Annotated in this window: 24 protein-coding genes; 14 read left to right on the forward strand and 10 right to left on the reverse strand. The window is 59.4% G+C overall.

What is annotated here, in order from left to right; genetic code table 11:
• Complete coding sequence (gene folK / locus BTN45_RS05040; RefSeq protein ID WP_207589146.1) at nt 1–516, forward strand: 2-amino-4-hydroxy-6-hydroxymethyldihydropteridine diphosphokinase; 516 nt, start codon at nt 1–3, stop codon at nt 514–516.
• Between the two features lie 13 nt (nt 517–529).
• Here folK and BTN45_RS05045 read toward each other — a convergent pair whose 3' ends face one another.
• From BTN45_RS05045 to BTN45_RS05060, 4 genes are all read right to left on the reverse strand, one after another.
• Nucleotides 530–1,090 carry a hypothetical protein gene (locus tag BTN45_RS05045; protein WP_004441493.1) on the reverse strand — a complete coding sequence of 187 codons (561 nt, stop codon included), beginning with the start codon at nt 1,088–1,090 and terminating at the stop codon, nt 530–532.
• A 129-nt stretch (nt 1,091–1,219) separates the two neighbouring features.
• The gene (locus BTN45_RS05050; protein WP_207589148.1) at nt 1,220–2,299 is read right to left on the reverse strand and encodes a YcjF family protein; all 1,080 of its coding nucleotides are present in this window, start codon (nt 2,297–2,299) and stop codon (nt 1,220–1,222) included.
• Nucleotides 2,296–3,774, reverse strand: coding sequence for a YcjX family protein (locus tag BTN45_RS05055; protein WP_072494328.1), 1,479 nt, complete (start codon nt 3,772–3,774; stop codon nt 2,296–2,298). Before BTN45_RS05055 ends, BTN45_RS05050 begins: the two co-directional genes overlap by 4 nt.
• Nucleotides 3,775–3,901: 127 nt before the next feature.
• Nucleotides 3,902–4,378: a histidine phosphatase family protein gene (locus BTN45_RS05060; RefSeq protein ID WP_234887338.1), complete on the reverse strand. Its 477-nt coding sequence runs from the start codon at nt 4,376–4,378 to the stop codon at nt 3,902–3,904.
• A gap of 302 nt (nt 4,379–4,680) precedes the next feature.
• Between BTN45_RS05060 and dksA the strand changes: the two genes are divergently transcribed.
• The gene (dksA, locus tag BTN45_RS05065) at nt 4,681–5,100 is read left to right on the forward strand and encodes an RNA polymerase-binding protein DksA (RefSeq protein ID WP_004441503.1); all 420 of its coding nucleotides are present in this window, start codon (nt 4,681–4,683) and stop codon (nt 5,098–5,100) included.
• A gap of 104 nt (nt 5,101–5,204) precedes the next feature.
• Here dksA and BTN45_RS05070 read toward each other — a convergent pair whose 3' ends face one another.
• Entirely contained in the window at nt 5,205–6,452 is a 1,248-nt protein-coding gene (locus tag BTN45_RS05070) for a flagellar biosynthetic protein FliO (RefSeq protein ID WP_207589150.1), read from the reverse strand.
• Between the two features lie 659 nt (nt 6,453–7,111).
• Between BTN45_RS05070 and BTN45_RS05075 the strand changes: the two genes are divergently transcribed.
• The 6 genes from BTN45_RS05075 (at nt 7,112) to BTN45_RS05100 (ending at nt 15,130) form a co-directional block, all read left to right on the forward strand.
• Entirely contained in the window at nt 7,112–9,700 is a 2,589-nt protein-coding gene (locus tag BTN45_RS05075; protein WP_207589152.1) for a PAS domain-containing sensor histidine kinase, read from the forward strand.
• A 284-nt stretch (nt 9,701–9,984) separates the two neighbouring features.
• Entirely contained in the window at nt 9,985–10,341 is a 357-nt protein-coding gene (clpS, locus tag BTN45_RS05080) for an ATP-dependent Clp protease adapter ClpS (RefSeq protein ID WP_003502541.1), read from the forward strand.
• A 10-nt stretch (nt 10,342–10,351) separates the two neighbouring features.
• Nucleotides 10,352–12,859: an ATP-dependent Clp protease ATP-binding subunit ClpA gene (gene clpA / locus BTN45_RS05085; RefSeq protein WP_207589153.1), complete on the forward strand. Its 2,508-nt coding sequence runs from the start codon at nt 10,352–10,354 to the stop codon at nt 12,857–12,859.
• 165 nt (nt 12,860–13,024) lie between these two features.
• Nucleotides 13,025–13,783 carry an AzlC family ABC transporter permease gene (locus BTN45_RS05090; RefSeq protein WP_207589154.1) on the forward strand — a complete coding sequence of 253 codons (759 nt, stop codon included), beginning with the start codon at nt 13,025–13,027 and terminating at the stop codon, nt 13,781–13,783.
• Nucleotides 13,780–14,124, forward strand: coding sequence for an AzlD domain-containing protein (locus BTN45_RS05095; protein WP_162719197.1), 345 nt, complete (start codon nt 13,780–13,782; stop codon nt 14,122–14,124). The genes BTN45_RS05090 and BTN45_RS05095 overlap by 4 nt, the downstream gene beginning before the upstream one ends.
• 55 nt (nt 14,125–14,179) lie before the next feature.
• Entirely contained in the window at nt 14,180–15,130 is a 951-nt protein-coding gene (locus BTN45_RS05100; protein ID WP_207589155.1) for a phosphatase PAP2 family protein, read from the forward strand.
• Here BTN45_RS05100 and BTN45_RS05105 read toward each other — a convergent pair.
• Nucleotides 15,114–15,992, reverse strand: coding sequence for a LysR family transcriptional regulator (locus tag BTN45_RS05105; protein WP_207589156.1), 879 nt, complete (start codon nt 15,990–15,992; stop codon nt 15,114–15,116). The genes BTN45_RS05100 and BTN45_RS05105 overlap by 17 nt on opposite strands.
• A gap of 118 nt (nt 15,993–16,110) precedes the next feature.
• Here BTN45_RS05105 and BTN45_RS05110 point away from each other — a divergent pair, with 118 nt between their 5' ends.
• Nucleotides 16,111–16,953, forward strand: coding sequence for an urea carboxylase-associated family protein (locus tag BTN45_RS05110; RefSeq protein ID WP_207589639.1), 843 nt, complete (start codon nt 16,111–16,113; stop codon nt 16,951–16,953).
• 184 nt (nt 16,954–17,137) lie between these two features.
• Here BTN45_RS05110 and BTN45_RS05115 read toward each other — a convergent pair whose 3' ends face one another.
• From BTN45_RS05115 to BTN45_RS05130, 4 genes are read right to left on the reverse strand one after another with little or no spacing between them, the layout of a single operon-like run.
• Nucleotides 17,138–17,569, reverse strand: a complete 432-nt coding sequence (locus BTN45_RS05115; RefSeq protein ID WP_006697570.1) for an HIT family protein — start codon at nt 17,567–17,569, stop codon at nt 17,138–17,140.
• 37 nt (nt 17,570–17,606) lie between these two features.
• Nucleotides 17,607–18,785 carry a GNAT family N-acetyltransferase gene (locus tag BTN45_RS05120; protein ID WP_113381077.1) on the reverse strand — a complete coding sequence of 393 codons (1,179 nt, stop codon included), beginning with the start codon at nt 18,783–18,785 and terminating at the stop codon, nt 17,607–17,609.
• On the reverse strand, nt 18,782–19,522 hold the full coding sequence (locus tag BTN45_RS05125) for a glycerophosphodiester phosphodiesterase (RefSeq protein WP_207589160.1): 741 nt from the start codon (nt 19,520–19,522) through the stop codon (nt 18,782–18,784). The genes BTN45_RS05120 and BTN45_RS05125 overlap by 4 nt, the downstream gene beginning before the upstream one ends.
• A complete protein-coding gene (locus tag BTN45_RS05130) occupies nt 19,519–19,989 on the reverse strand; it encodes a RidA family protein (protein ID WP_004441543.1) in 471 nt (156 codons plus the stop codon). Before BTN45_RS05130 ends, BTN45_RS05125 begins: the two co-directional genes overlap by 4 nt.
• A 116-nt stretch (nt 19,990–20,105) precedes the next feature.
• On the opposite strand from BTN45_RS05130, the gene BTN45_RS05135 reads away from it, so the two are divergent.
• The 5 genes from BTN45_RS05135 (at nt 20,106) to frr (ending at nt 24,631) form a co-directional block, all read left to right on the forward strand.
• Complete coding sequence (locus BTN45_RS05135) at nt 20,106–20,948, forward strand: cell envelope integrity EipB family protein (RefSeq protein WP_004441545.1); 843 nt, start codon at nt 20,106–20,108, stop codon at nt 20,946–20,948.
• Nucleotides 20,949–21,140: 192 nt separating this feature from the next.
• A complete protein-coding gene (rpsB, locus tag BTN45_RS05140; protein ID WP_003502558.1) occupies nt 21,141–21,908 on the forward strand; it encodes a 30S ribosomal protein S2 in 768 nt (255 codons plus the stop codon).
• 357 nt (nt 21,909–22,265) lie between these two features.
• Nucleotides 22,266–23,192, forward strand: coding sequence for a translation elongation factor Ts (tsf, locus tag BTN45_RS05145; protein WP_004441554.1), 927 nt, complete (start codon nt 22,266–22,268; stop codon nt 23,190–23,192).
• Nucleotides 23,193–23,289: 97 nt separating this feature from the next.
• Nucleotides 23,290–24,012, forward strand: a complete 723-nt coding sequence (pyrH, locus tag BTN45_RS05150) for a UMP kinase (RefSeq protein ID WP_003502561.1) — start codon at nt 23,290–23,292, stop codon at nt 24,010–24,012.
• A gap of 61 nt (nt 24,013–24,073) precedes the next feature.
• Nucleotides 24,074–24,631 carry a ribosome recycling factor gene (gene frr, locus BTN45_RS05155; protein ID WP_004441558.1) on the forward strand — a complete coding sequence of 186 codons (558 nt, stop codon included), beginning with the start codon at nt 24,074–24,076 and terminating at the stop codon, nt 24,629–24,631.
• Nucleotides 24,632–24,661 lie beyond the last annotated feature (30 nt).

The following is a 24,661-nucleotide window of genomic DNA, read 5'->3' on the forward strand; positions in this document are numbered from 1 at the left end:
ATGACCGTCGCTACCTTGGGTCTCGGCGGCAATATCGGCGATGCGGCCGCCGCCATGGCCAGGGCACTGCGCGAACTCGATGCGCATGGCGATTGCCGCCTGATGGCCGTCTCCAACCTTTACCGCACACCTCCATGGGGCAAGACGGATCAGGCCGATTTTTTCAATTGCTGCGCTTTGGTCGAGACCGCGCTTCCGGCGCCCGCGCTGCTGGAACTGTGCCTCAATATCGAAAAAGGCATGAAACGGGTGCGGACGGAACGCTGGGGCCCGCGCACCATCGATATCGATGTGCTGACCTTCGGGAACCAGTCTATCGTTACGGAAAGCATTGAAGTGCCGCATCCGCGCATGACGGAGCGCGCATTCGTGCTGATGCCGCTTGCTGATATAGCGCCTGATCTCCAGGTCAGGGGAAAGTCCGTCCGGGAATGGCTTCAGCAGGCGGACAAGAGCGGCATTGTCAGCGCAAACGAAAAGCGGGAGTGGTGGACACTCCCGCCTGGCAATGGCTGAAAAAATGTAGTCTTTACGGCTTGATCGAGCCGACAGCCAGCTGGTCGATATCGCGCGCCAGCGTAACGCCGATGACCGGTATCATCTGATCGGCGACCTTCACCGAGATGGTGATGTTCATCGAATTGTCGTTGGAGACGCGGGCAACCATTGCACCGTTGAGTTTGGCGCGGTTGATGCCGACGACGACCTTGTCGCCGCTGACCTGTCCGGAGGTGATGTCCAGACCCTTGCCGGCCGCGCCATCAAGGAACCTGCCTTCGTAGCTGTTGCCCTTCTGGCTGATGACGGCGGACATGGGCTGGCTGAAGACGCCGACGCGGCAGGTGCCGCCGAGCTTTATGCCGGTCTGCTTGTCGTCAAGCGGTTCGCCCGTCAGGTCGCAGGTGAATTTCGTGCCCTTGTATTTGCCGGCGACGATTTCGCCCGGACCCTTCCAGACGCCGGCAACGGAGCGGAAAAACACGTCGTCGCGATCGCGTGATGCGGCATGCACGTCAGACATGCCGAAACCGCCGCTGACGGACAATATGGCGGCAAGTCCGCCCACAAGCGAAAAGAAGCGCGAATACATGATACTTTCCCCGGCGAAGAAGCCTGTTCGATAGGCTGCAATCTACCGGCGGAATGGTTAATGCTTGGTTTATTTCGCTCTCATTTGCGGCGTCGTCCGTAACCTTTTGAACCGCTCAAAGCCGAGCGATCAGGCTTTCTCGCCGCTTTTTCCACTGCTTAAATCGGGCGTGAGGTCGGACATGAAATCGCCGATTCCCGGCCGTTTCACAGCCCTGAACGGCAGCGGGCGGCAAAGATCCATTGCAGCAATACCGATTCGCGCCGTCATCAGACCATTGATGACGCCTTCGCCGAGACGTGCGGAGAGTTTCGAAGCAAGGCCGTGTCCGAGAACCTGTTGAGCGAGCCCGTCACCGACGGCGATCGATCCCGTGACGGCGAGATGGGCGACAACATCGCGCAGGAGTTTCAGCATGCCGAGCGTGCCGGGACGGCCGCCGTAAAGCTCTGCCATGGCGCGCACCAGCCGCGTCACTTCGAACAGCACATAAGCGAGATCGACGACGGCGCGTGGGCTGACGGCGGTGACAACCGAGACCCGTTTTGATGAATTGAGAATCAGCGCCCGCGCCTGTCGGTCGAGCGGCACCAGCAGTTCACGTTCGGCAAGCTCGATCAGATGCGGGCCGTCGATGACATCGCTTTCCGTTTCCTTCAGCGCCGCGCGCCCCTTGGCCGTTTCCGCCCGATGGGAAAGGACGGCATTCAGGCGGGTGACGATGGCGCGGGCGGGTTTCGGGCTCTTGTCGAGGCTTGCCGTCTCGGCATCCGCCTTGAGAGATTGTACGGCATTCAGCCGCATGATGCCGAAGACTTCGCGGCCGACGAGGGCGAGAACCGCAAAAAGCGCCACGATGAGGGCGATCGTTGCCGTGTAGCCCAGCCAGTCGGAGCGGGAAAACAGATTGCGGATGAGCTGATCCGCCCATAGCCCGAAGGCGAGTGAGAACAGGACACCCAAGGCACCCAGCGCCAGCTTGCCGAAGGAGAAGCGGCTTTTCTTCGGTATCGCCACGGGCAGAGCGGCAGCGTCTATGTCCTCAGGTGCCAGAAACGGATCGTCTTCATCTGGCGTCAAAGATATCTCCGCATCGAAACTGCGCGGCGCCCGCTTCTGCCTGGCGGACGGTCGTGCCGTCTCTTCCGTCTCGAGCGTGAAAGCGGAGGGGCGGCGCGTCTGCGGATCGTTTTTTGTGGGAGCTTTCATGCGAGCTTGTCTCCGAACAGGAACTGCATGGCGCGGTCGAGCCTGATATGGGGAACGGAAAGCCGAATGCCGCCGCTGCCCGGCTCGTCAATGTTGGGCGGTCGAAAACGCACGACATTGACATCAGGTAGTGTCGCCTTGTCGCCATCCCGGTCTATGCTGCGGAACAATGGCTCCGGATCGTCAGGCAGGTCGCCCGGAAAGATCGCTGTCTTGCGATTGCCGTCAAATGTCTCGCCATTGATGGTTTCGCCGGCCATTGGCGTGCCCACGATGACGGGCAGTTCGTGGCCATCCTGTCGAACGCTTGCCTCTCTCGTGGCGCGAACCGAAGCCAGCGCCATGACTTCGATACCGGCGCCATTCATGCCGATGGTGGTGATGGCGCGGTCGACCAGACGCCGGGTCAGGCGCTCCAGCCGGTCATGGCTTTCGTGATGCAGATGATCGGCCTTCGTGGCCGCAATCAGCACCTTGTCGATGCGACGGCCGATCAGCGACGACAGCAGGCTGTTGGTGCCGGGGCGGAAACAGGCGAGAACATCGCCCAGCGCCCGCTCCAGATCCTGGACGGCTTCCGGACCGCGATTGACGGCCTGCAGCGTGTCGATCAGGACGATCTGCCGGTCGAGGCGGGCGAAATGCTCGCGGAAGAAGGGTTTGACGACGATCGACTTGTAGGCGTCGTAGCGCCGCTCCATCATGGCGCGCAGGGAGCCTTTCGGCGCTTTTTCGTCCGTCAGGCCGGGAAGCGGCGCAAAGGTCAGCGCGGGCGACCCTTCCAGATCGCCGGGCATCAGGAAGCGGCCGGGCGGCAGGGTGGACAGCGATCTCTCGTCGGACTTGCAGGCCTTGAGATAGGCCGCGAAGCTTTCAGCCAAGCGTCGGGCCGTCATTTCGTCGGCGGGCGCGTTGATATCGAGCGAAGAGGCGATGGCCAGCCATTCCTGTGCCAGCTCGGCGCGGACCCCGCTTCCGGCCAGCGAGACTGTGGTATCGCTGAATTGCCTGTAGTCCTGCGACAGAAGCGGCAGGTCGAGCAGCCATTCGCCGGGGTAATCGACGATATCGATAGAGAGCTTGCCGGCCGAGAACCAGCGACCCCAGCCGCTGGCGCTCTGGTAATCCAGCGTGATCCTGAGTTCCGAGATCGCCCGCGTCGAATCCGGCCAAAGCCGGTCGCGCACCAGTGCCTGGATGTGATCTTCATATTGGAAACGGGGAATGGCGTCGTCCGGCTGCGGCTCCAGCCGCACGTTAGAAACGCGTCCGGAGCGCATGGCCTCAAACAGCGGCAGCCGCCCGCCGTTGAGAAGATTGTGGACCAGCGAAGAGATGAAAACCGTCTTGCCCGCCCGCGAAAGGCCGGTGACACCAAGCCGCAATGTGGGGTGAGTGAGGTTACTCGCGCGGTCGGCCAGATTATCGAACGCAATGAGCGCACTGTCTGTCAGGGACGTAAGAGAAGGCGGCAATGGCAATTTCCCGGCTGCGTTAAACGGTCACGGCTGCAATATAGGAAGATACGGTTGCCCAAAAAAGAAGCGCGCCATCGGATTTTCAGCGCGCCTTCTTTCCACAATTCATCGCACGCCGAAGCGATTATTTGCCCGGTGCGAGGAAATCGACCAGCCGCCAGCGGTCTCTGCCGTTGCTGGCACCGCCGTCGTGATCCAGAACCGCGAGGCCCGATGTCGGAAAACCCGAGGGCAGGGCGGCATGCAGCAGGTCCTCGCCTATCATCGCTTCCAGCGTTGCCTCCATGGTGGGGTTATGGCCCACCAGCATCACTGACTGCGCCTCCGTCTGAGCGGCGACAAGGGAGAGATAGGTTTCGCTGCGCGCATTATACATCTCATCGACATAGAAGATGTCTATGCCTTCATTGAAGGCCCGTTGCCAGGCCTCCGTTGTCTGCCGGCAACGCACGGCCGTGGAAGAAAGGAGAACTTCGGGCCGGTAGCGGCGGTCGGCGGCGAGGTCGGCAATGATCTCCGCCTCGGCAAAGCCGGCCTCGTTCAATCCCCGGTCGAAATCCCGTTCTCCCGGCGCCGCCCAGGCGGCCTTGGCGTGGCGCAGAAGATAAACTCGGCTCGGGGAAGATGCTGTCAAGGGCGGGGACCGGCGTTCGAATGTCAGGGCACGGGCGGAATGCTACAGGATTGGGTTGCAGGACCGCAAGTCCTCTTTCCTGTTGGTAAGTCGCATTGAAGTGATTGAAGAAGAGATCGCTTCAATACGAATAAAGAATAAAAATTAGTCATTTAGATGATTTTTGTGTCAGTTTTAAAAATGCCCGAAAACTGATCTGTAGACTTGAACCGGCCACTATCATTGGAGTATACACCGCCGCATTGAGATGTTCTTCGAGGAGAATCGCGTTGAGTGAGAAGATCGATCTTAGCAAATATGTGCTCTCGGAAGACGATGAGTTCATGAATGCCAGCCAGCGCGCCTACTTTCGCGCGAAGCTCATAGCCTGGAAAAACGATATCCTGAGAGAAGCGCGCGAGACGCTCGGACATCTCGCCGAAGAAAGCGCCAACCACCCCGATCTTGCGGATCGGGCCTCTTCCGAAACAGACCGGGCGATCGAGCTTCGCGCCCGCGACCGTCAGCGCAAGCTGATATCGAAGATCGATGCAGCCCTTCAGCGGATCGAAGACGGCACTTACGGTTATTGCGAGGAAACAGGCGAGCCCATCGGCCTCAAGCGTCTGGACGCGCGCCCGATTGCGACCCTCTCCATCGAAGCGCAGGAGCGCCACGAGCGTCGCGAAAAAGTCTACCGCGACGAATAAGGCTAAGCCGCGTCAGACCGGTGACACTATAAAAGAACAAGGGCACGGAAACGCTTCCGTGCCCTTTTTTATGCAATGGACCTCGGCCGGGCAAATTCGTCCCTTCAGCGGTCGCGGGTCACCGAAAGCTCACCGAAGATGCGTGCCATCTCCTTCTGGACGTCACCATCCGGTGATGCGCCGGTGACTGGTGGCGTGGCCGGCTGCGGTTTTGCCTGCTTTTCCGCTACGGGGAAAGTGGCCGGGTCACTATCGGCTTCCTTGCTTTTGGCGATCTCAGCTTCGAGGAAGCTTTCGAAATCGCTGGCCAGCTCGTCTGAAAATTTCGGCTGGGTGTCATTGGCGGCGACAGCCGGATTCTCAGGCTTGGGTGGGAACGGGACAGACGGTGCGCTCGCCGCCGGGTTCATACCGGGAAGAACCCGCTCCCGCGCAGCGTCGAGAAAATCGGCTGCGATGGATTGATTGATCACCGGCTCGCGCGCAGCGAAAACGGGCGGCGCAACGTCCGCAGGCCCGTCCTCTGCCGTCTTTGCCTCTATAGGTCCCTGGGCCGGGATCGGCGGCGCAACCGGTGCGGGGGCGGGTGCCGAGGGTTCGGCCCGCTTAAACTCCGGCCGCTCCGGGGCGATGGGGGGTGACGCGGCGGCGACGGGCAGAACGGTCGCGCCCGCGGCGGCTACGGTCACCGGTATTGGCGGCGGGGCAGGACGGGCCGCCTCCCGCTCGGGAGGTGCAGGTCTTGCCGGCGCGGCGGAATCACGCGCCGTCGGAGGCGGGGACGCAGGCGGTGGTGGCGTTGCCGGGCGCGGCGACGGTGGTGCTGCCGCTGCTGTCGGCGCGGGACGTTGGGCTTGAGCGGGCGGTTCCGGCCGTTGCGGCTGCTTCACCGGCTCCTCCGCTATCGAAGCGGGCGCAGGGGCTTGAGACGGTTGCTGCTGCGGCAGCACGGCGCGGCGTTCCGGTGAGATGGAAGGCTCGGTCCTTTTCGGCTCGCTTTCCTGACGCGGGAGCGCCTTGAGTTCCGGCTCCTGCACGTCCCTGACGATCGGGATCGCGCCTATGCCGCTCTCGATCACGATATCGGTTGGGCCGCCGATCATGACCAAATGCTCGACATTGTCGCGCCGCACCAGCACGAGCCGACGCCGCGCATCGACGGCTGTGGCGTCAAGCACCTGCAAACGTGGCTGCCGGTTGCGGCCGCCGCGGATAAAGGGCGCCGAACCGCTTCGTCTGCGCAGGATCCACAGAGCAATCGCCAGAACGAGGAGGGCCACACCCACACCGACAACGGCGACGATGAGACGGTTTCCATAGGTGCCGATAAAATCTTCCATCATGAAGATCATCCCTTCAGATTTTTGGCTTTTTAATTTCTTGGGCAATTAATATTGCCGTGGTTCTTATAATGTGAACATCAAGCACGAAAAGACGATTTTTTTAGGCGCAACACAAGGTTTATTCATTTCAGCACGGGCATCACCTTATCGATGGCAACGGCGCCACCAAAGCGCCACATCTCGTCCTTCAATGCTGGGCGAGAGCGAAAGTTGCAATTCTTCCAATAGAAGGGAGCGCTTGCCATGTTCCGAACCCGTCTCGTCGGACCCGTACTGAGGAGCTGCACTGCCGCCCTGTTGATTTCCTGTTCGGCAGCGGCGGATGATAAGGCGCCAGGCAAGGTTTTCACGATGGATGAGTTCGTTCGGGACAACCCATCGTGTGTGGACTTTACCGATGGATGTTCGGTCTGCACCGTCAGGGACGGCAGGATTGAGTGCTCCGCGCCGCGGATCCAATGCCAGGTGAGGGAACTCACCTGCACGCGCCATTAGTCTTTTGAGGCTGATATGCGGTTTTGAAGCCGTTTTCGCTGTGCGTTTTAAGCCTTTGTGTCGCTGCGGAGCTTTTTGAGGGTCGAGCGAGTTGCTACAAGAAATTCTGCTGCCCGATTCCGTCCGGAGTGCGGGACTGTTCGAATGACGACCTGCACGACTGCGAGGCCAAAATGACACGGGTGCGCGAGACAAGCGACAACGACCTTCCGCTGGTGGACAGGCGTGCCCGTTCCGGCACGGTGTTGCGCATTCTGCTGCTGGCGCTGGTGCTGATCGCCGCTGCCGCCGCCTTTGTCTATTTCAAGGATTCTCTCGAAAACGAAATCGTGCTCGGCATTCTTGGTGTGCTGGCCATGATGGGCATTTTCTTTCTGGTGTCGTCAATCATCGGTTTCATTGAGGTTATGCCACAATCGCAATCGGATGGGCTTGCACGCCGGTTTCTCTCTGCCCACCCCGATGGTACGCTGATAACAGATGCCAAGGGGCATATGGTTTATGCCAACGCCACCTATTGCAGGATGAGCGGCACCACCAAGGCGAGCGATATCCAGAGTCTTGAAACATTGCTGTCGCGCAGCCGGGAAGCGACGGAGGCTCTTTACCGTCTCATCAACATGCTGCGCGAAGGCCGCGACGGCTACGAAGAATTTCGCCTGCTGAAACCGCTGGGCGAGGATTCCAATGCGGGGCCACACTGGTACAGGCTGAAGGGCAGGGTGCTGAAGGATTCGGGCGGCGAGGGGCTGCATGTCTTCCAGATTGCCGATATCACGCCAGAGCGCGAAGATCAGGAGCGCTTTTTCCGCGAATTGCAGAATGCCATCGATTACCTCGACCACGCGCCGGCCGGTTTCTTTTCCGCCGGTCGCAAGGGTGAGATCGTTTATCTGAACGCCACTCTGTCGGAATGGCTCGGCATCGATCTCGCACAGTTTTCGCCAGGCTCGATGACGGTCTCGGACATCGTCGCTGGCGAGGGCATGGCGCTGATCGAATCCGTCCAGCCCCAGGGTTCAGCAAAGCGCACCGAAATCCTCGATCTCGACATGCGCCGGGTGAACGGCCAGAGCATGCCGGCCCGCCTCGTCCACCAGGTCACGGCAAAGGACGGCGCGCCGGGTGAGAGCCGTACCATCGTCCTGATGCGGCCCAAGGGGCAGGAGGATACCGAATCTTCCTCCGCCATGCGCTTCACGCGCTTTTTCAACAATACGCCGATGGCGATTGCCTCGCTTGACGGCGATGGACGCATCCTGCGCATCAATGCGCCTTTCCTCAAGCTGTTCTCCGGCGTTGTCGGGCGCGACGATATTGATCGCGGCGTGGCACTCGAGACAGTCCTTCACGACAATGAAAAGCCGCGCCTTGAACAGGCGCTCGCCGAGGCCAAGGACCGTCAGGGCGATATCGCGCCCTTCGATTCCCGCCATCCGAGCGACGAGACGAGGCATTTCCGTTTCTACGTCAATGCCGTCATCGACCAGGACGACGAGGCGCCGGAAGAGGTGGCAATCGTCTATGCGATAGAGGTGACCGAGCAGAAGGCGCTCGAAACCCAGATGGCGCAGACGCAGAAGATGAACGCGGTGGGCACGCTCGCAGGCGGCATCGCCCACGATTTCAACAACGTGTTGACCGCCATCCTGCTGTCGTCCGACCATCTGCTCTTGCAGGCGCGTCCGGCCGATCCTAGCTTCGCCGATCTGATGGAGATCAAGCGAAACGCCAACCGCGCCGCCGTACTGGTGCGCCAGCTTCTGGCATTCTCGCGCAAGCAGACCATGCGCCCGGCAATCCTCAACCTGACGGATGTGATCGGCGATCTGCGCATGCTGGTGGACAGGCTGATTTCCGGCACCAATGTCAAGCTGGAGGTCGATTACGGCCGGGACCTGTGGCCGGTGAAAACAGACCTGTCGCAGTTCGAGCAGGTGCTCATCAATCTCTGCGTCAATGCACGCGACGCCATGCCCGATGGCGGCAAGATCACCATCAGGACACGCAACGTCGACGCAGAAGAGATCGCCGCGCTCGGCCGTCCCGAATTCCCGGCCGAAGACATGGTGATGGTGGAAGTTGCCGATAACGGCACGGGCATCCCGCCGGAGATCATGGACAAGATTTTCGAACCGTTTTTCACCACCAAGGAAGTGGGCAAGGGCACGGGCCTCGGGCTGTCGATGGTCTACGGCATCGTCAAACAGTCCGGCGGCTATATTTATCCCGAATCGGAAGTGGGTAAGGGAACGGCCTTCCGCATTTACCTGCCGCGCCACATGGTGGAGGCGGTTCCCGGCACTGGACAGCAGCCAGGCGAGGCGGCGCTTGCGCCGGTCGCCGCGGCCGAGCCGGTGAAGGAGGAGCCGCTGGACCTCACAGGCAAATCCGCCGTCGTGCTGCTGGTGGAAGACGAAGAGGCGGTGCGGCGTGGCGGCAAGCGCATGCTGGAAACGCGCGGCTACACCGTGCACGAGGCAGGCTCCGGCACAGAGGCGCTGGAGGTGATGGAGGAACTGGAAGGCAAAGTGGATATTGTCGTTTCCGACGTCGTGATGCCTGAGATGGACGGCCCGTCGCTGCTGAGAGAGCTGCGCAAGTCCTATCCAGACCTGAAATTCATCTTCGTTTCAGGTTATGCCGAGGATGCCTTCGCGAAAAACCTGCCGGCTGATGCCAAGTTCGGTTTCCTGCCCAAACCCTTCTCGTTGAAGCAGCTTGCCATCGCCGTGCGCGAAATGCTCGACGACAAGGAGTGAGACCGGCGCCGTCGAACCGAATTCGGCGGTGCCGTCGCCTGTCGCAGCCGTCCGCATTTGGCGCGAAGGCGCGCCCATGCGGGCGAGGTATGTCTTCTCGGACTTCGGTTACCTGTCATATCCCGCACTTTTCGCGAGGTTTGCCTCTTCGCAAACGCAATAGTGATTGCACCGTCGCGCAAGGGGCTTAAAATCGCTTCTTAACGACCTAAATATGGAGAGGCGAAGTTCTCCCTCCTGGCAATCAGCTGTCGGTTTGAGAACAGTTTGGAGAATGATGAAAGATGATCGCTAAGCCGATCTACATGCAGGGCGAGGGCGAAGGGGAAGACGGGGGCGGTACCAACCGTGGAACGTCTGTTATCACCCGCGTTAAGCCGAAGACGAAAAGACCGAATTTGTACCGTGTTCTTTTACTGAATGACGACTACACTCCCATGGAATTCGTCATTCACATTCTGGAACGGTTTTTCCAGAAAGATCGTGAAGCGGCAACCCGCATCATGCTGCACGTGCACCAGCACGGCGTAGGCGAATGCGGGGTGTTTACATATGAGGTCGCAGAGACGAAAGTAAGCCAGGTCATGGATTTCGCCCGACAGCACCAGCATCCGCTGCAGTGCGTCATGGAAAAGAAATGAGGATCGCAACGTGCCAACTTTTTCCCCGAGTCTCGAGAAGGCGCTGCACCAGGCACTGACCTTTGCAAATGAGCGTCACCACGAATATGCGACGCTCGAACATCTCCTTCTGGCGCTGATCGACGACGCGGATGCCGCAGCCGTCATGGGCGCCTGCAACGTCGATCTCGATGCCCTTCGCAAGACTGTCAGCGATTACGTCGACAATGAACTGACCAACCTCGTCACCGGTTACGACGAGGATTCCAAACCCACATCCGGCTTCCAGCGCGTCATTCAGCGCGCCGTGATCCATGTTCAGTCATCCGGCCGCGAGGAAGTGACCGGCGCAAACGTGCTTGTGGCGATTTTCGCCGAGCGCGAGAGCCATGCTGCCTATTTCCTGCAGGAACAGGAAATGACCCGTTACGATGCGGTCAACTACATCTCTCACGGTATCGGCAAGCGCCCCGGCACGTCCCAGACGCGCACGCCGCGTGGTGCTGACGAACCGGAAAGCGAAAACAAGCCGAACCGCAGCAATCCCGAGGAGGACGGATCGTCCGCCAAGAAGCAGCAGGATGCGCTGAAGGCCTATTGCGTCAACCTCAATGAAAAGGCGAAAAACGGTAAGATCGACCCGTTGATCGGCCGTCACGACGAGGTCAACCGCACCATCCAGATCCTCTGCCGCCGCTCCAAGAACAACCCGCTTTATGTGGGTGATCCGGGCGTCGGCAAGACGGCGATCGCTGAAGGGCTTGCCAAGCGGATCGTGGAAGGCAAGGTGCCGGAGGCGCTCGCCAATGACACGATCTTTTCGCTCGACATGGGCACGCTGCTGGCGGGCACCCGTTATCGCGGTGATTTTGAAGAGCGTCTGAAGCAGGTCGTCAAGGAACTCGAAGAGTACCCGGGCGCGGTCCTGTTCATCGATGAAATCCACACCGTCATCGGTGCGGGCGCGACCTCCGGCGGCGCGATGGATGCGTCTAACCTGCTGAAGCCTGCGCTTTCGTCGGGTGCAATCCGCTGCATCGGTTCGACCACCTACAAGGAATATCGCCAGTTCTTCGAGAAGGATCGTGCGCTCGTGCGTCGTTTCCAGAAAATCGATGTCAATGAGCCGTCGATTGATGACGCCATCGCGATCATGAAGGGCCTGAAGCCCTATTTCGAGGATTACCATCACCTCAGATATTCCAATGAGGCGATCAAGGCTGCCGTTGAACTGTCGGCCCGCTATATCTCGGACCGCAAGTTGCCGGACAAGGCGATCGACGTGATTGACGAAACCGGTGCAGCGCAGATGCTGCTGCCCGTTTCCAAGCGTCGCAAGCTGATCACCGAACGGGAAATTGAGGCGACCATCGCGACGATGGCCCGTATTCCCGCGAAGACGGTTTCCAAGGATGACGAGATGGTTCTCGCCAACCTCGAAAAGGAACTGCGCTCCGTCGTTTATGGTCAGGACATCGCCATTGAGGCGCTTGCCACGGCCATCAAGCTGGCCCGTGCCGGTCTGCGCGAACCGAACAAGCCGATCGGCTCCTATGTCTTCTCCGGCCCGACAGGCGTGGGCAAGACGGAAGTGGCCAAGCAGCTTGCCGCCTCGCTCGGCGTCGAGATGCTGCGCTTCGATATGTCGGAGTACATGGAACGTCATACCGTGTCGCGCCTGCTTGGTGCTCCTCCCGGCTATGTCGGCTTCGATCAGGGCGGGCTCCTGACCGATGGCGTCGATCAGCATCCGCATTCCGTGGTGCTGCTGGACGAAATCGAAAAGGCGCATCCTGACATCTACAACATCCTGTTGCAGGTGATGGACCACGGCTCGCTGACCGACCATAACGGCAAGAAAATCGACTTCCGCAACGTCATCCTTATCATGACGACGAATGCGGGCGCTTCCGAAATGGCGAAATCCGCCATCGGTTTCGGTTCTTCGCGCCGCACTGGTGAAGATGAAGAGGCGATCAACCGCCTGTTCACGCCGGAGTTCCGCAACCGTCTGGATGCGATCATTCCGTTCTCGCCGCTGCCGACCGCCGTTATCCACAAGGTCGTGCAGAAGTTCGTCATGCAGCTGGAAACCCAGCTCTCCGAGCGCAACGTCACCTTCGATCTGCATGAAGATGCGATCTCCTGGCTGGCGGAGAAGGGTTACGACGAGAAGATGGGCGCCCGCCCTCTGTCTCGTGTGATCCAGGAGAACATCAAGAAGCCGCTCGCCAATGAAATTCTCTTTGGCAAGCTGAAAAAGGGCGGCGTCGTCAGCGTCACCGTCGGCAAGAAGGATGACGGTGCCGATGGCCTCATACTCGAGGTTCTGCCGGAGACCGCACCCGTCAAGCCGCAGCCGGAAGCCGAACTCAAGGCGGCGAAGTCCCCGGGCAAGACAAAGGCGAAAACATCTTCCAAGGCTGCTAAAGCGAAGGAAGAGGCGGATGTCCTCGTCGCCGAAGCTGACAAGTCCGACGATGCCGAAAAGCCGCGGCGCAAGGCCAACGCCGTACCGAAGGTACCGAAGAAGAAGTGACCGCGGTCTTTGATCGATAAACAGATGCCGGGCGAAAGCCCGGCATTTTTATGCATGAAGCGTGCCGCTCTTTAATGGAATCGGCGGCAAGTCTTCATTTCTCCGTCTGTATGACGTTGCCGCGATGCCACGGCATTTCAGACGACATGCACGAGTGGGTTCGCAATGCAAAATGCCGATAGCGACACCATCCCATTGCGCGGCTGGTTTTTCAGGGGAATGCGGGGCATATTCTCGCTGCCGTCCCTTATTCTCATGACATCCTTCGTCGGTTTCAGCGCTTTTGCACTGGAATCGGGCGTAGCCCGCGGTGAAGCCGTGTTCATGACGCTGTTCATCTGGGCGTTGCCCGCCAAGATGATCCTGATCGGCTCCATGGTCGGCGGCGCCAATCTTGCCGCCTGTTTTCTGGCGGTGACATTGTCATCGGTCCGTATGATGCCGATGGTCGCTTCCATTATTCCCGAAATGCGCGGCGCGAAGACGCCGACCTGGATTTTACTGTTCCTTTCGCATTTCGTTGCGATTACGGCGTGGGTCTTTGCAACACAGAACCTTTCAAAGGTGCCGCGGGAGGCCCGCGCCGTCTGGTTTGCCGGGTTTGGCATCACGCTCACCGTCGTCAATGCCATCATCGTTGGCTTGTGTTACGGTGTCGTCGCCGCGTTTCCGCCGCTGGTTGCTGGTGTCCTGTTCTTCCTGACGCCGGTTTACTTTATCGCGTCCATCTGGGCTTCAGCGCGCCACTCCGTCGTCAAGGTCGCCTTTGTCATCGGCGTCATCGCCGGTCCGGCCTTTGCGGTCCTCGCACCCGAATTCGACATCCTTTATGCCGGTATCGGTGGAGGCACGGTGGCTTATGCAATCGATCGCCTCATATTCCGCCGCAGGATGAAACCGGCCTCACCGGAGAGTGAACCATGATGAGCGACCATTGGTGGGCACCCTATCTCTTCATCGCAATCGCAGGCTGGCTGGCGACCGATCTCTGGCGCTGGCTCGGTGTTCTCGCCGGTAACCGGTTGAAAGAGGATTCCGAGGCGCTTTATTGGGTGAGGGCGGTTGCCACGTCACTCGTCATGGCGGTCACCGCCAAGCTGATCGTGTTTCCGACCGGAACGCTTGAGTCCTCGCCGATGTGGCTGCGTATCGGTGCGGCAGTACTCGGCTTTGTTGCCTTTCTGGCCGCCGGCCAACGCGTCATCGTCGGCGTCGCGGTGCCGATCGTGCTCCTGGCAGGCGGACTTTTCGCGCTGGGTTTCTAACCTAGTATTAAAACTCCCTGTTTAGACTGCGCGATCAAAACAGGGATCCAGCGCCATGCGATTATTTGCAGCGGAACGTTTCGTCGTTGGCTTTATCGCTTTATTATTTGTCGTTGATGCAGCCTTGATTGCAGCAAGGGGCATCAGCGTGGATTATGCCGGGTACTCCCTGTGTGTATTCGCGGGTGCCGGCGTCTTTCTTCTTGGTCAATTCTATCGCAGAAGCGGGCGCGATTACCGTATAGCTGCCGCCCTCATGTCGGGAGGGCTTTTTATCCTCTTCACGCTCGCGGCCTCCATCTTCAACTATATGTTCCTGCCAATTGCGTTCCCGACGATCGATCATGTGCTCTTCGCTGTGGACGCGGCATTTGGCTATAGTTGGAAGGACATTGTCATCTGGGCGGCAACGCATCCGTGGATCGGGACAATCCTGTTCTTCGTTTATGCGACATCACTTCCCCAGCTTCTATTGATTGTCCTCACTCTGGGCTTTACGGGCAAGAACCGGCTGCTGCATCATTTCCTCGTCACCGGGGTGCTGGGCGCTTTTGCGAGCATTGTTTTCTGGATATTTTTCCCGACATTCGGACCATCTGCCTATATGGAGCTGCCCCAATGGGTCTCCCAGGCAATTCCTCTGGCGGTGGGCAATGAGTATGGGCAGGAACTGAACCGTCTTGCGACGCAGGGTGTTGACTACCTTTCCCCTAAAAGCGTCCTGGGACTTATCGGTTTTCCGTCGTTCCACATCTTCATGGCGGCAATGTCTGTCTGGTTCGCACCAAGGCACTGGTGGGCGATGCTCGTCATACTGCCGCTTAACCTGTTGATGCTCCCGGCCGTCCTCGTGCAGGGCGGGCATCACCTCTCGGATGTTTTTGGCGGTCTCGTCGCTTTTGCCATCATCTGCGCTGTCTCGGGCCGGTTGCTCCAATGGTTGTCGGCAAAAGAGCGCATGGAAAGGATGGCCGAGGCGGCCGGTCAGGTCATGGTGGCGAAATAGTCGCCCCGGCTTCGCGTGCTTCTGCCAACAGCCAGTTCGCCAGAAGCCTCGCCGATGTACTCATTTCCGCCGTTTCCACCAGCCAGTAATATTTGTCCTTGTCGGCGGCGCGCTCGAAGAGAACGGTCAGTTCGCCTTTCGCAATCTCGTCGCGCAGAAGTTTTGTCGGACAGAGACCGACGCCCTGGCCGGCCTTCAGCGCTGTTACGAGAAGATTGAAATCCGCGAAAATCGGGCCGGTGCTATTCGGCGGGACCGTGCCGGCGGCGGCGAACCAGGCACGCCAGGCCATTTCGCTATCGTCATGCAGCAATTCCGCCTGCAACAGGCTGGCAACCGCGCTGAATGGACCGAATTGGTCGGCGTAACCGGGAGCGCAGGTGGGGCGTGTCTCGGCGCTGAAAAGCGCCACGGCATTTGGCCCGGCAGACACGCCATGCTCTATAGTGAGATCGGCCGGCACGGCATGCCTGGCGCCGAGATAGCTGATGGACACTTGAATATCGGGATGCATCGCCCGGAAACGCGGAAGCCGCGGCGTCAGAAAATGCGCAATGACTGAAGGCAGGCTGGCGAGGCGGACCGTGATGCGATCGCGACGGCCGCGTATGCGTTCTGCGCCGGAAGCGATCTGCCTGAGGCTTGATGAAACCGTGCCGCCGAAATCCTTCCCGGCTGGCGTCAGCGTTACGCCCCTGGCATGCCGTTCGAAGAGTGCAGCACCAAGCCATGCCTCGAGATTGCGTATATGCTGGCTGACGGCGGTCGCCGTCATGCCGAGTTCAACAGCGGCCAGGGCAAAACTGCCTTTCCTGGCGGCCGCCTCGAAGGCGCGGAGAGTGGTGAGCGGAGGCAACATCATGAGAAACAAGGGTAAGTAAAACTTGGTCTGAGCGCAAGAAGAACCCATCTTGTCACCCGGTCATTCGTACCGCAATTTCCCTCCGACATTACATTGCTCAGAGGATTTCATGCCCCGAATGCCTGTTGCCGAACCCGAAGACGCCGCCGCGCGCCGCGCCATTTCGCCTGTCGTCGTTTACCCGAACGGCACACTTGAGACTCCCGACCTTGCGCTTTTGGAAAAAGCACGCGGGAGCATGGAAAAGATCGATGAGGTTATCGTGCCGCCGCGTGACGGCCGAACCTTCAATGTTCCGAAGGGCCATTTTTTCCGCATCGTCAGTATCGAAGGCCCGCAGGTGGGGGATTTGAACCTCTGGAATGCGCATGATCTGAATGAACGGTTTTTCAGCGGCAAGACCCGCGCGCTGCATGCCACCCATGTTTCTGTCGGCAACCGGTTGTGGAGCAACCTGCCATCCCTTCGGTCGATGGCGACCATCACCCATGACACGCTGTCATGGTATGGCTGGGACGAGGACGGCGGCGGTGTGCATGACGTGATCGGCACGCGCTGCGATCCCTACACGAACAAGCTGCTCAGCGGCGGCGATTATCATCATTGTTGCCACTCCAACCTCACGAACGCGCTTGCTTCCGCCAAAGGCCTTTCGTTCCGGCAAGCGGAGCCGCATGTTCATGATGTGTTGAACGTCTTCATGTGCACGGGGTTCACCCGCGACACCCACCAGTATTTCATGAAGGCAAGTCCGGTGCGTCCGGGCGATTATCTCGAGTTCTTTGCGGAAATTGATCTCATCGGCGCGCTGTCCGCCTGCCCGGGAGGCGATTGCAGCGCCACGCATTCCAGCGATACGGCGGCCTGTTATCCGCTGCAGGTAGAGATCTACCGGCCGGATCTGACGATGCTTGAAGGCTGGCCATGGCCGGAGAGGAATGCCTATCGCCCTCCGGCGTGACTGCAAACAATATTGCCGCCGTGCGCGTTCCCGAACGGGCCAGAGGATGATGCCGCGTGCAGCCAGGGCGCTTCTGCGCCTTAAAGCTAGCGCGATCGAGAACTTGATCGCGCCAGCCGAGGGATCGCGTCTGTGACAACGGCGTGCGGAGGCCGCGACAAACGCGCAGATGTCTTGGCGCCCGTCACGAGGCGAGCGCCGCCTTTATCTTCTCTGCGTGAGCCTTCAGCACTTCACCATCGGCCATCACGCCCGAGTGCGGCTTCAGCGGCTCGCCTTCCTTGCGTGGAATGACGTGGAAGTGCAGGTGGAAAACGGTCTGGCCAGCGGCCGGTTCGTTGAACTGGGCGATGAAAACGCCGTCCGCATCGAAGGCTTCCTTTGCCGCGACTGCGAGTTTTTGCACCACCGGAATGGTTTTCGCCAGCACTTCGGGATCGGCGTCGAGCAGGTTGCGGGAGCCGGTCTTGGGAACGACGAGCAGATGGCCCGGGGCCTGCGGCATCACATCCATGAACGCCAGGGTATGCTCGTCCTCGTAAAGCTTATGGCTCGGAATTTCGCCGCGCAGGATTTTTGCGAAGATATTGTTGTCGTCATAGGCGCTGGCCGTCATTCTGCTCTCTCCGTATGTCGGACTATGCGTCCGGTTCCTATCTTTCGCCCTTGCGGAAAGGCGTGTGTTCATCAAGGTAATCGCCGATATGCTCGACCTCTTCGCGCTCCCGCTGAAGATAATCGGCAATGGCGCGGCGCAGGCCCGGGTGGACGATGAAATGCGCCGAATGGGTGGTGACCGGCACGTAGCCGCGCGCCAGCTTGTGTTCGCCCTGCGCACCGGCTTCCACCCGTTTCAAACCCTTGGACAGCGCAAAATCGATCGCCTGATGGTAGCAGACCTCGAAATGCAGAAAAGGATGATCCTCGATGCAGCCCCAGTGCCGGCCGTAAAGCGCGTCCGAGCCGATAAAGTTGATCGCACCGGCAATATAGCGCCCCTCGCGTTTCGCCATGACCAGCAGCACGTCATCGGCCATTCGCTCGCCGATCAGCGAATAAAATTCCCGGGTAAGATAGGGCCGGCCCCATTTACGGCTGCCGGTATCCATGTAGAAGGCGAAAAACTGGTCCCAGATGTCCTCCGTCAGGTCGGAACCCGTCAGCCAGTCGATCTCGATGCCGTGTTCCAGCGCTGATCGGCGTTCCTTCTTGAGCCCCTTGCGCTTGCGTGATGACAGCGCATCGAGGAAATCGTTGTGATCGCGATAACCGTCATTGATGAAATGGAATTGCTGGTCCGTACGATGCAGGAAATCGCCTGGCAGAAGAGCGGATAGGTCATCCTCTTGCAGAAACGTGACGTGAGCCGAGGAAACGCCGATCTTCTCGGTCACTTGTGCGAGACCGGAAGCAAGTAGCGGCTTGAATCGTCCGACATCTTCGCCGTTGGCAACCAGCAGCCGCGGGCCCGTCGCCGGGGTAAAGGGCACCGAGCATTGCAATTTCGGATAATAATGCCCGCCAGCCCGCTCGAAGGCATCTGCCCAGCCGTGATCGAAGACGTATTCGCCCTTGCTGTGGTTTTTCAGGTAGGCAGGAACGGCACCAATGAGGGTGCCTGCAGCGTTTTCCAGCAGCAGGTGGTGCCCCAGCCAGCCAGTCTTGGCGGTCGCCGAGCCAGAGTCTTCCATAGAAGACAGGAATTCATGCGATATGAACGGGTTGTAAGATTTTCCTGATGCATCGCGCGATGTTCCGGAAAGCCGTTTCCAGCTCTCCGGATCGATGTCCGCGAAGGACTGCGCAATGCTGATGGAATAATCTTCTGTCATGCCGTGGTGGACGGGTTCTCTCTCGGGTCGAAACCTTCGAATGTCATCTGGTCCGCATATTTATAGGTCGTCTCGCGCGCATTTTCATCCCTGACCGTCCAAGTAATCACCGGAAGCCCGAGTTTTCTTTGCGCTTCGATGAAGCTGTTGGGCAGGTGACCCCAATGATAGGAGATGAAATCGAGCCCCAACTGCATGGCTTCGTCATGTCTGAAGAAGTCCTCCGGCTTGTCGCCTTCGGCCGTCAGCCCAAGAGGCCAGGGCGAGCCCGCAGCCTTCAGGTCCTTCAGCAGATGGTGGTCGAAGCTCATCAGCGCCACGTGGCCGTTATAGCCCTCGAGGTCTTCCAGCACCGCTTCGGCAAAGCCGTCATCGACGCCTTCGCCCTCGCGGCCCTTCAGCTCAATAACCAGCGGCACCTTGCCGGCCACGAGAGCCAGAAGCTGCTTGAGGCTCGGAACGCGATCCTTGGTTTGGCCGACGGAAAGCATTGCCAGCTCCGCCGAGGTGCGTTCACGCACATCGCCCTTGATGCCGGTCAGCCTTTTCAGATCGTGATCATGGAAAACCACCGGCACACTGTCGGCCGCCAGCTGAACGTCGCATTCGATCGCAAAACCGGCCTCGACGGCGCGGGAAAAGGCGGAGAGCGTGTTTTCCCAGACCGCCTTGTTGAGATCATGATAACCGCGATGGGCGACGGGCTGGGCCGTCAGCCAGGAAAGTTTCAGTGTCATACGTCGATTTCCACGATGGCGTCGATTTCGACCGATGCATTGAAGGGCAGGGCGGCCATGCCGACGGCGGCGCGGGCATGTTTGCCGGCTTCGCCGAGAACATTGGCGATGAGGTTCGATGCACCGTTGATGACGAGATGTTGCTCAACGAACTCGGGAACGGAAGCCACAAAGCCGTTCAGCTTGATGACGCGGCGGACTTTCGACAGATCGCCATTCAAGGCGGCCTTGACCTGTGCGAGGATGTTCACGGCGCAAAGTTCGGCTGCGCGCTGGGCGCCTGCCACGTCGACATCGCGGCCAACGAGGCCCGTCACCGCAATCTTGCCCGATTCCATCGGCAGTTGACCCGATACATAAAGCAGATTGCCGCTGATGGTGAACGGAACGTAGTTTGCGGCTGGTGCTGCCGCAACAGGAAGCGTAAAGCCTAGTTCCTTGAGGCGGCCTTCGATGACGTCCGACATTTTCGTCTCCGGTTTTGTTGTAAATCCTTCAAGAATCCGGCATTCAGAAGATGTTGATCCAAAAGCCGGGCGGTTGCTTGTACAATATGAGCGGTGAGTCCAACAGGAGATATTGCATGTTTGTCAGGACGCTTGGTTTCGTTGCCGCAACAGGGCTTATGACCGGCCTGTCGAACGCCGCCAGCGCCTTGCCCGTCGCGGTTCCCGATCTCATTGCACATCGCGCCGTCTACGACCTCGAACTCAAGGATGCGTCCGATCGCTCCGGCATCGAAGGCATGACTGGTCGCATGGTCTATGAGTTCACCGGCTCCGCCTGCCAGGGTTACAAGACCGATTTCCGTTTCGTAACGCAGATCAACACGGGCGATGCCGTGCGGATGACGGATCAGCAGACGACGACGTTCGAAGACATTGCCGCCAAGAAATTCACCTTCGAGACCAAGTCCTACACCGATGACAAGCTGGACAAGGAAGTGCAGGGGGCGGCAACCGATAGCAGCGATGGCGTGAAGGTCGACCTGACCCGTCCGGATGCCCGCCAGGTCAGTCTGGTCGCAAGTGAGTTCCCGACACAACACATGTTTCAGGTCATCGAGCACGCGAAGCAGGGAAAGCGCATTTTCGAATCCCGTATTTTCGATGGGTCGGATGATGGTGATGAAAGCCTGATCACCTCGACGCTGGTCGGCAAGGCGCAGACACCGAAGGACGGGGACGCGGATGCCGGCAAGGCGGGCGATTTCGCCAAGGCCGCCTTCTGGCCGGTGACCATCGCCTATTACAACGACAAGACCGGCACCGACGCTTTGCCGATCTACCGCATGTCGTTCAAGCTTTATGAAAACGGAATCACCCGCGATCTCACCATGGATTACGGTGATTTCGTTCTGACGGGAAAGCTTGCGAAGCTTGATATTCTCAAGCCCGAAACCTGCGAAAACAAGCCCGTGCGCTGAAACGGGGCCATTTGCGCGGTTTTTTCGCATAAACGCTTGCATTTTTAAGCGGGCGACTGTATGCGGCTCACCATTCCACACGCGAAGCTTGGGATGTTCCGGGAGAAATCCGGTCCGTTCCGCCCGGTGGTGTCGATGAAAATCGGCGCTGTTCGCTTCGCGGGGGTTAAACCGGAAAAGGAGTAACAAGGCATGGCATTGCCCGATTTTTCTATGCGCCAGCTTCTGGAAGCTGGTGTTCACTTCGGCCACCAGACGCACCGCTGGAACCCGAAGATGAAGCCGTACATCTTCGGCGACCGTAACAACATCCACATCATCGACCTGGCTCAGACCGTTCCGATGCTGTCGCGCGCCCTTCAGGTCGTGTCCGACACCGTTGCCCGTGGCGGCCGCGTTCTGTTCGTTGGCACCAAGCGCCAGGCGTCCGAAATCATCGCCGACAGCGCAAAGCGTTCGGCCCAGTACTACGTCAACTCCCGCTGGCTCGGCGGCATGATGACCAACTGGAAGACCATCTCGAACTCGATCCAGCGCCTGCGCAAGGTTGACGAGATCCTGAACTCGGAAGGCTCCGGCTACTCCAAGAAGGAACGTCTGAACCTTGAGCGCGAACGCGAAAAGCTTGAAAAGGCTCTCGGCGGTATCCGCGATATGGGCGGCGTTCCGGACCTGATGTTCATCATCGACACCAACAAGGAAAAGATCGCGATCGAAGAAGCCAAGCGTCTTGGCATTCCGGTCGTTGCGATCATCGACAGCAACTGCGATCCGGATCACATCGACTACCCGATCCCGGGTAACGACGACGCGTCGCGCGCCATCTCGCTTTACTGCGACCTGATCGCACGCGCTGCCATCGACGGTATTGCCCGTCAGCAGGGCGCTTCCGGCCGCGACATCGGCGCTTCTGAAGAAGCTCCGATCGAGCCCGCTCTCGAAGACGAGGCTGGCGCCTGATATAGGCCCTGTCTGGCGGCGATCCCGTATCGCCGTCTCCTCGACCAGGATATGACAAGGCCGTCAAAGACCTTCAATGGGTTGACGGCCTTGTTTGTTTCTAACCGCTCCGCCACGGTTTCTGGAAACCACAGGCGTCCGAGGTGGTTGGAACGGCAGGCAGTCTTCATAACGCTGTCACACTAGAGCGGCACCCATCATTTCGATGTTTGGCGACGCCGCAGCACTTGGGAATGCGCATGCCCCTTGTCGGAACCTCAGGGTTTCAAAGGGTGTGCGGCCGGGTACAGTCATCACCCAGAACTTCGGCACGGCAAATTCCGCCGGCTGACCGATCGAACCGATAAGAGGCACACAATGACCGAAATCACAGCCGCAATGGTGAAGGAACTGCGCGAAAAGTCTGGCGCAGGCATGATGGACTGCAAGAAGGCTCTTGCTGAAACCAATGGCGACATGGAAGCGGCGATCGACTGGCTGCGCGCCAAGGGCATCGCGAAGGCCGACAAGAAGTCCGGCCGCACGGCTGCCGAAGGTCTGGTCGGCGTTGCCACCATGGGTCACAAGGCTGTCGTTGTCGAGCTGAACTCGGAAACCGACTTCGTTGCCCGTAACGACGCTTTCCAGGATCTCATCCGCGGCATCGCCCAGGTTGCTCTATCCACCGATGGCACCGTTGACGCTGTTTCCGCTGCCACCTATCCGGCAACCGGCAAGTCCGTTTCCGACAGCATCAAGGACGCAATCGCAACGATCGGCGAGAACATGACGCTGCGTCGTTCCGCTGCGCTGGAAGTGCCGCACGGCGTTGTCGCGACCTACATCCACAACGCTGCCGGCGACGGCATCGGCAAGCTCGGCGTTCTCGTTGCGCTGAAGTCGGAAGGCGACAAGGCAGTTCTCAACTCCATCGGCCGCCAGGTTGCCATGCACATCGCTGCAACCAACCCGCTCGCCATCCGTGCTGAAGAAGTCGACGCTGCCGTTGCTGAGCGCGAGCGCAACGTCTTCATCGAACAGGCCCGCGAATCCGGTAAGCCGGAAGCCATCATCGAAAAGATGGTTGATGGCCGCATGCGCAAGTTCTTCGAAGAAGTCGCCCTTCTGTCGCAGGCTTTCGTCATCAACCCCGACCTGACCGTCGGCGCTGCCGTCAAGGAAGCCGAGAAGGAAGCAGGCGCTTCCATCGAAGTTACCGGCATGGTTCGCCTGCTGCTCGGCGAAGGCGTCGAAAAGGAAGAAAGCGATTTCGCAGCTGAAGTCGCAGCCGTCGCCAAGGGCTGATTATATTTACCCAATCTTGGGAAAACGGGAGGGCATCGCGTGACAACGCGGTGCCCTTCGTGTATCCGCGTTTCGGTTACATTTCCGAGGAGTCATGATGTCTTCCAAGCCGATCTACAAACGCGTTCTTCTCAAGGCTTCCGGCGAAGCCCTCATGGGTGATCAGGGTTTCGGTATCGATGTGGCGGTGGCCGACCGCATTGCCTCCGATATCGCCGAGGCAAGGGCGATGGGCGTTGAAGTCGGCGTTGTCGTCGGCGGCGGCAATATCTTTCGCGGCGTGGCCGTGGCATCCAAGGGCGGCGACCGCGTCACCGGCGACCATATGGGCATGCTGGCAACCGTCATCAACGCGCTGGCCCTTGCCACCTCGCTCCGCAAGCTCAGCATCGACACTGTCGTTCTTTCGGCAATCGCCATGCCCGAGATCTGTGAGAGCTTCTCCCAGCGTGCCGCCCTTCATCATCTGGCCCAGGGCCGCGTGGTGATTTTCGCCGGCGGTACGGGCAACCCGTTCTTTACCACCGATTCCGCTGCTGCACTGCGCGCCGCCGAAATGGGCGCAGAGGCGATCTTCAAGGGAACCCAAGTGGACGGCATCTATTCCGCTGACCCAAAGAAGGACCCGACGGCAACCCGCTTTGACGAGCTGACCCATAGCGAAGTGCTCGGCAAGGGGCTCGCGGTCATGGATATCGCCGCTGTCGCCCTTGCCCGCGAAAACCACATCCCGATCATTGTTTTCTCGATCCATGAGAAGGGTGGTTTTGCACAGATATTGACCGGCGGCGGCCGCAAGACCATCGTGCACGACAAATAATCCAAAACGATGCCGCCCCTGGGGCGAATACGGCCGCTGGCCGACAAGATGGAGTATCAAGATGAGTGGTGTTGACCTCAACGATATCAAGCGCCGTATGGATGGCGCCATCAATGCGTTCAAGAGCGATATCGCGTCGCTGCGCACCGGCCGCGCGTCGGCCAACATTCTGGACCCAGTGACCGTCGACGCCTACGGTTCGCGTGTGCCGCTCAACCAGGTGGCCAACATCACCGTTCCCGAGCCGCGCATGCTCGGCGTCAACATCTGGGACAAGTCGATGGTCAACGCTGTCGACCGCGCCATCCGCGAATCCAACCTCGGCCTCAACCCGATCGTTGACGGCCAGAACCTCAGAATTCCGCTGCCTGAACTCAATGAAGAGCGCCGCAAGTCGCTCGTCAAGGTCGCCCATGACTATGCCGAAAAATCCAAGGTGGCGATTCGCCATGTCCGTCGTGATGGCATGGACGGTCTGAAAAAAGCCGAAAAGGATGGCGACATCGGTCAGGACGAAAGCCGTGGCCAGTCGGAAAAGGTGCAGAAAATGACCGACGACACGATTTCGGAAATTGACCGCTTGCTTGCCGAGAAGGAAAAGGAAATCATGCAGGTCTGATATCGCCTGCGATAGACCTGTCTTTTCCGT

The sequence above is a fragment of the Rhizobium sp. ZX09 genome (assembly GCF_017357485.1).
Taxonomy (GTDB): Bacteria; Pseudomonadota; Alphaproteobacteria; order Rhizobiales; family Rhizobiaceae; genus Agrobacterium; species Agrobacterium pusense.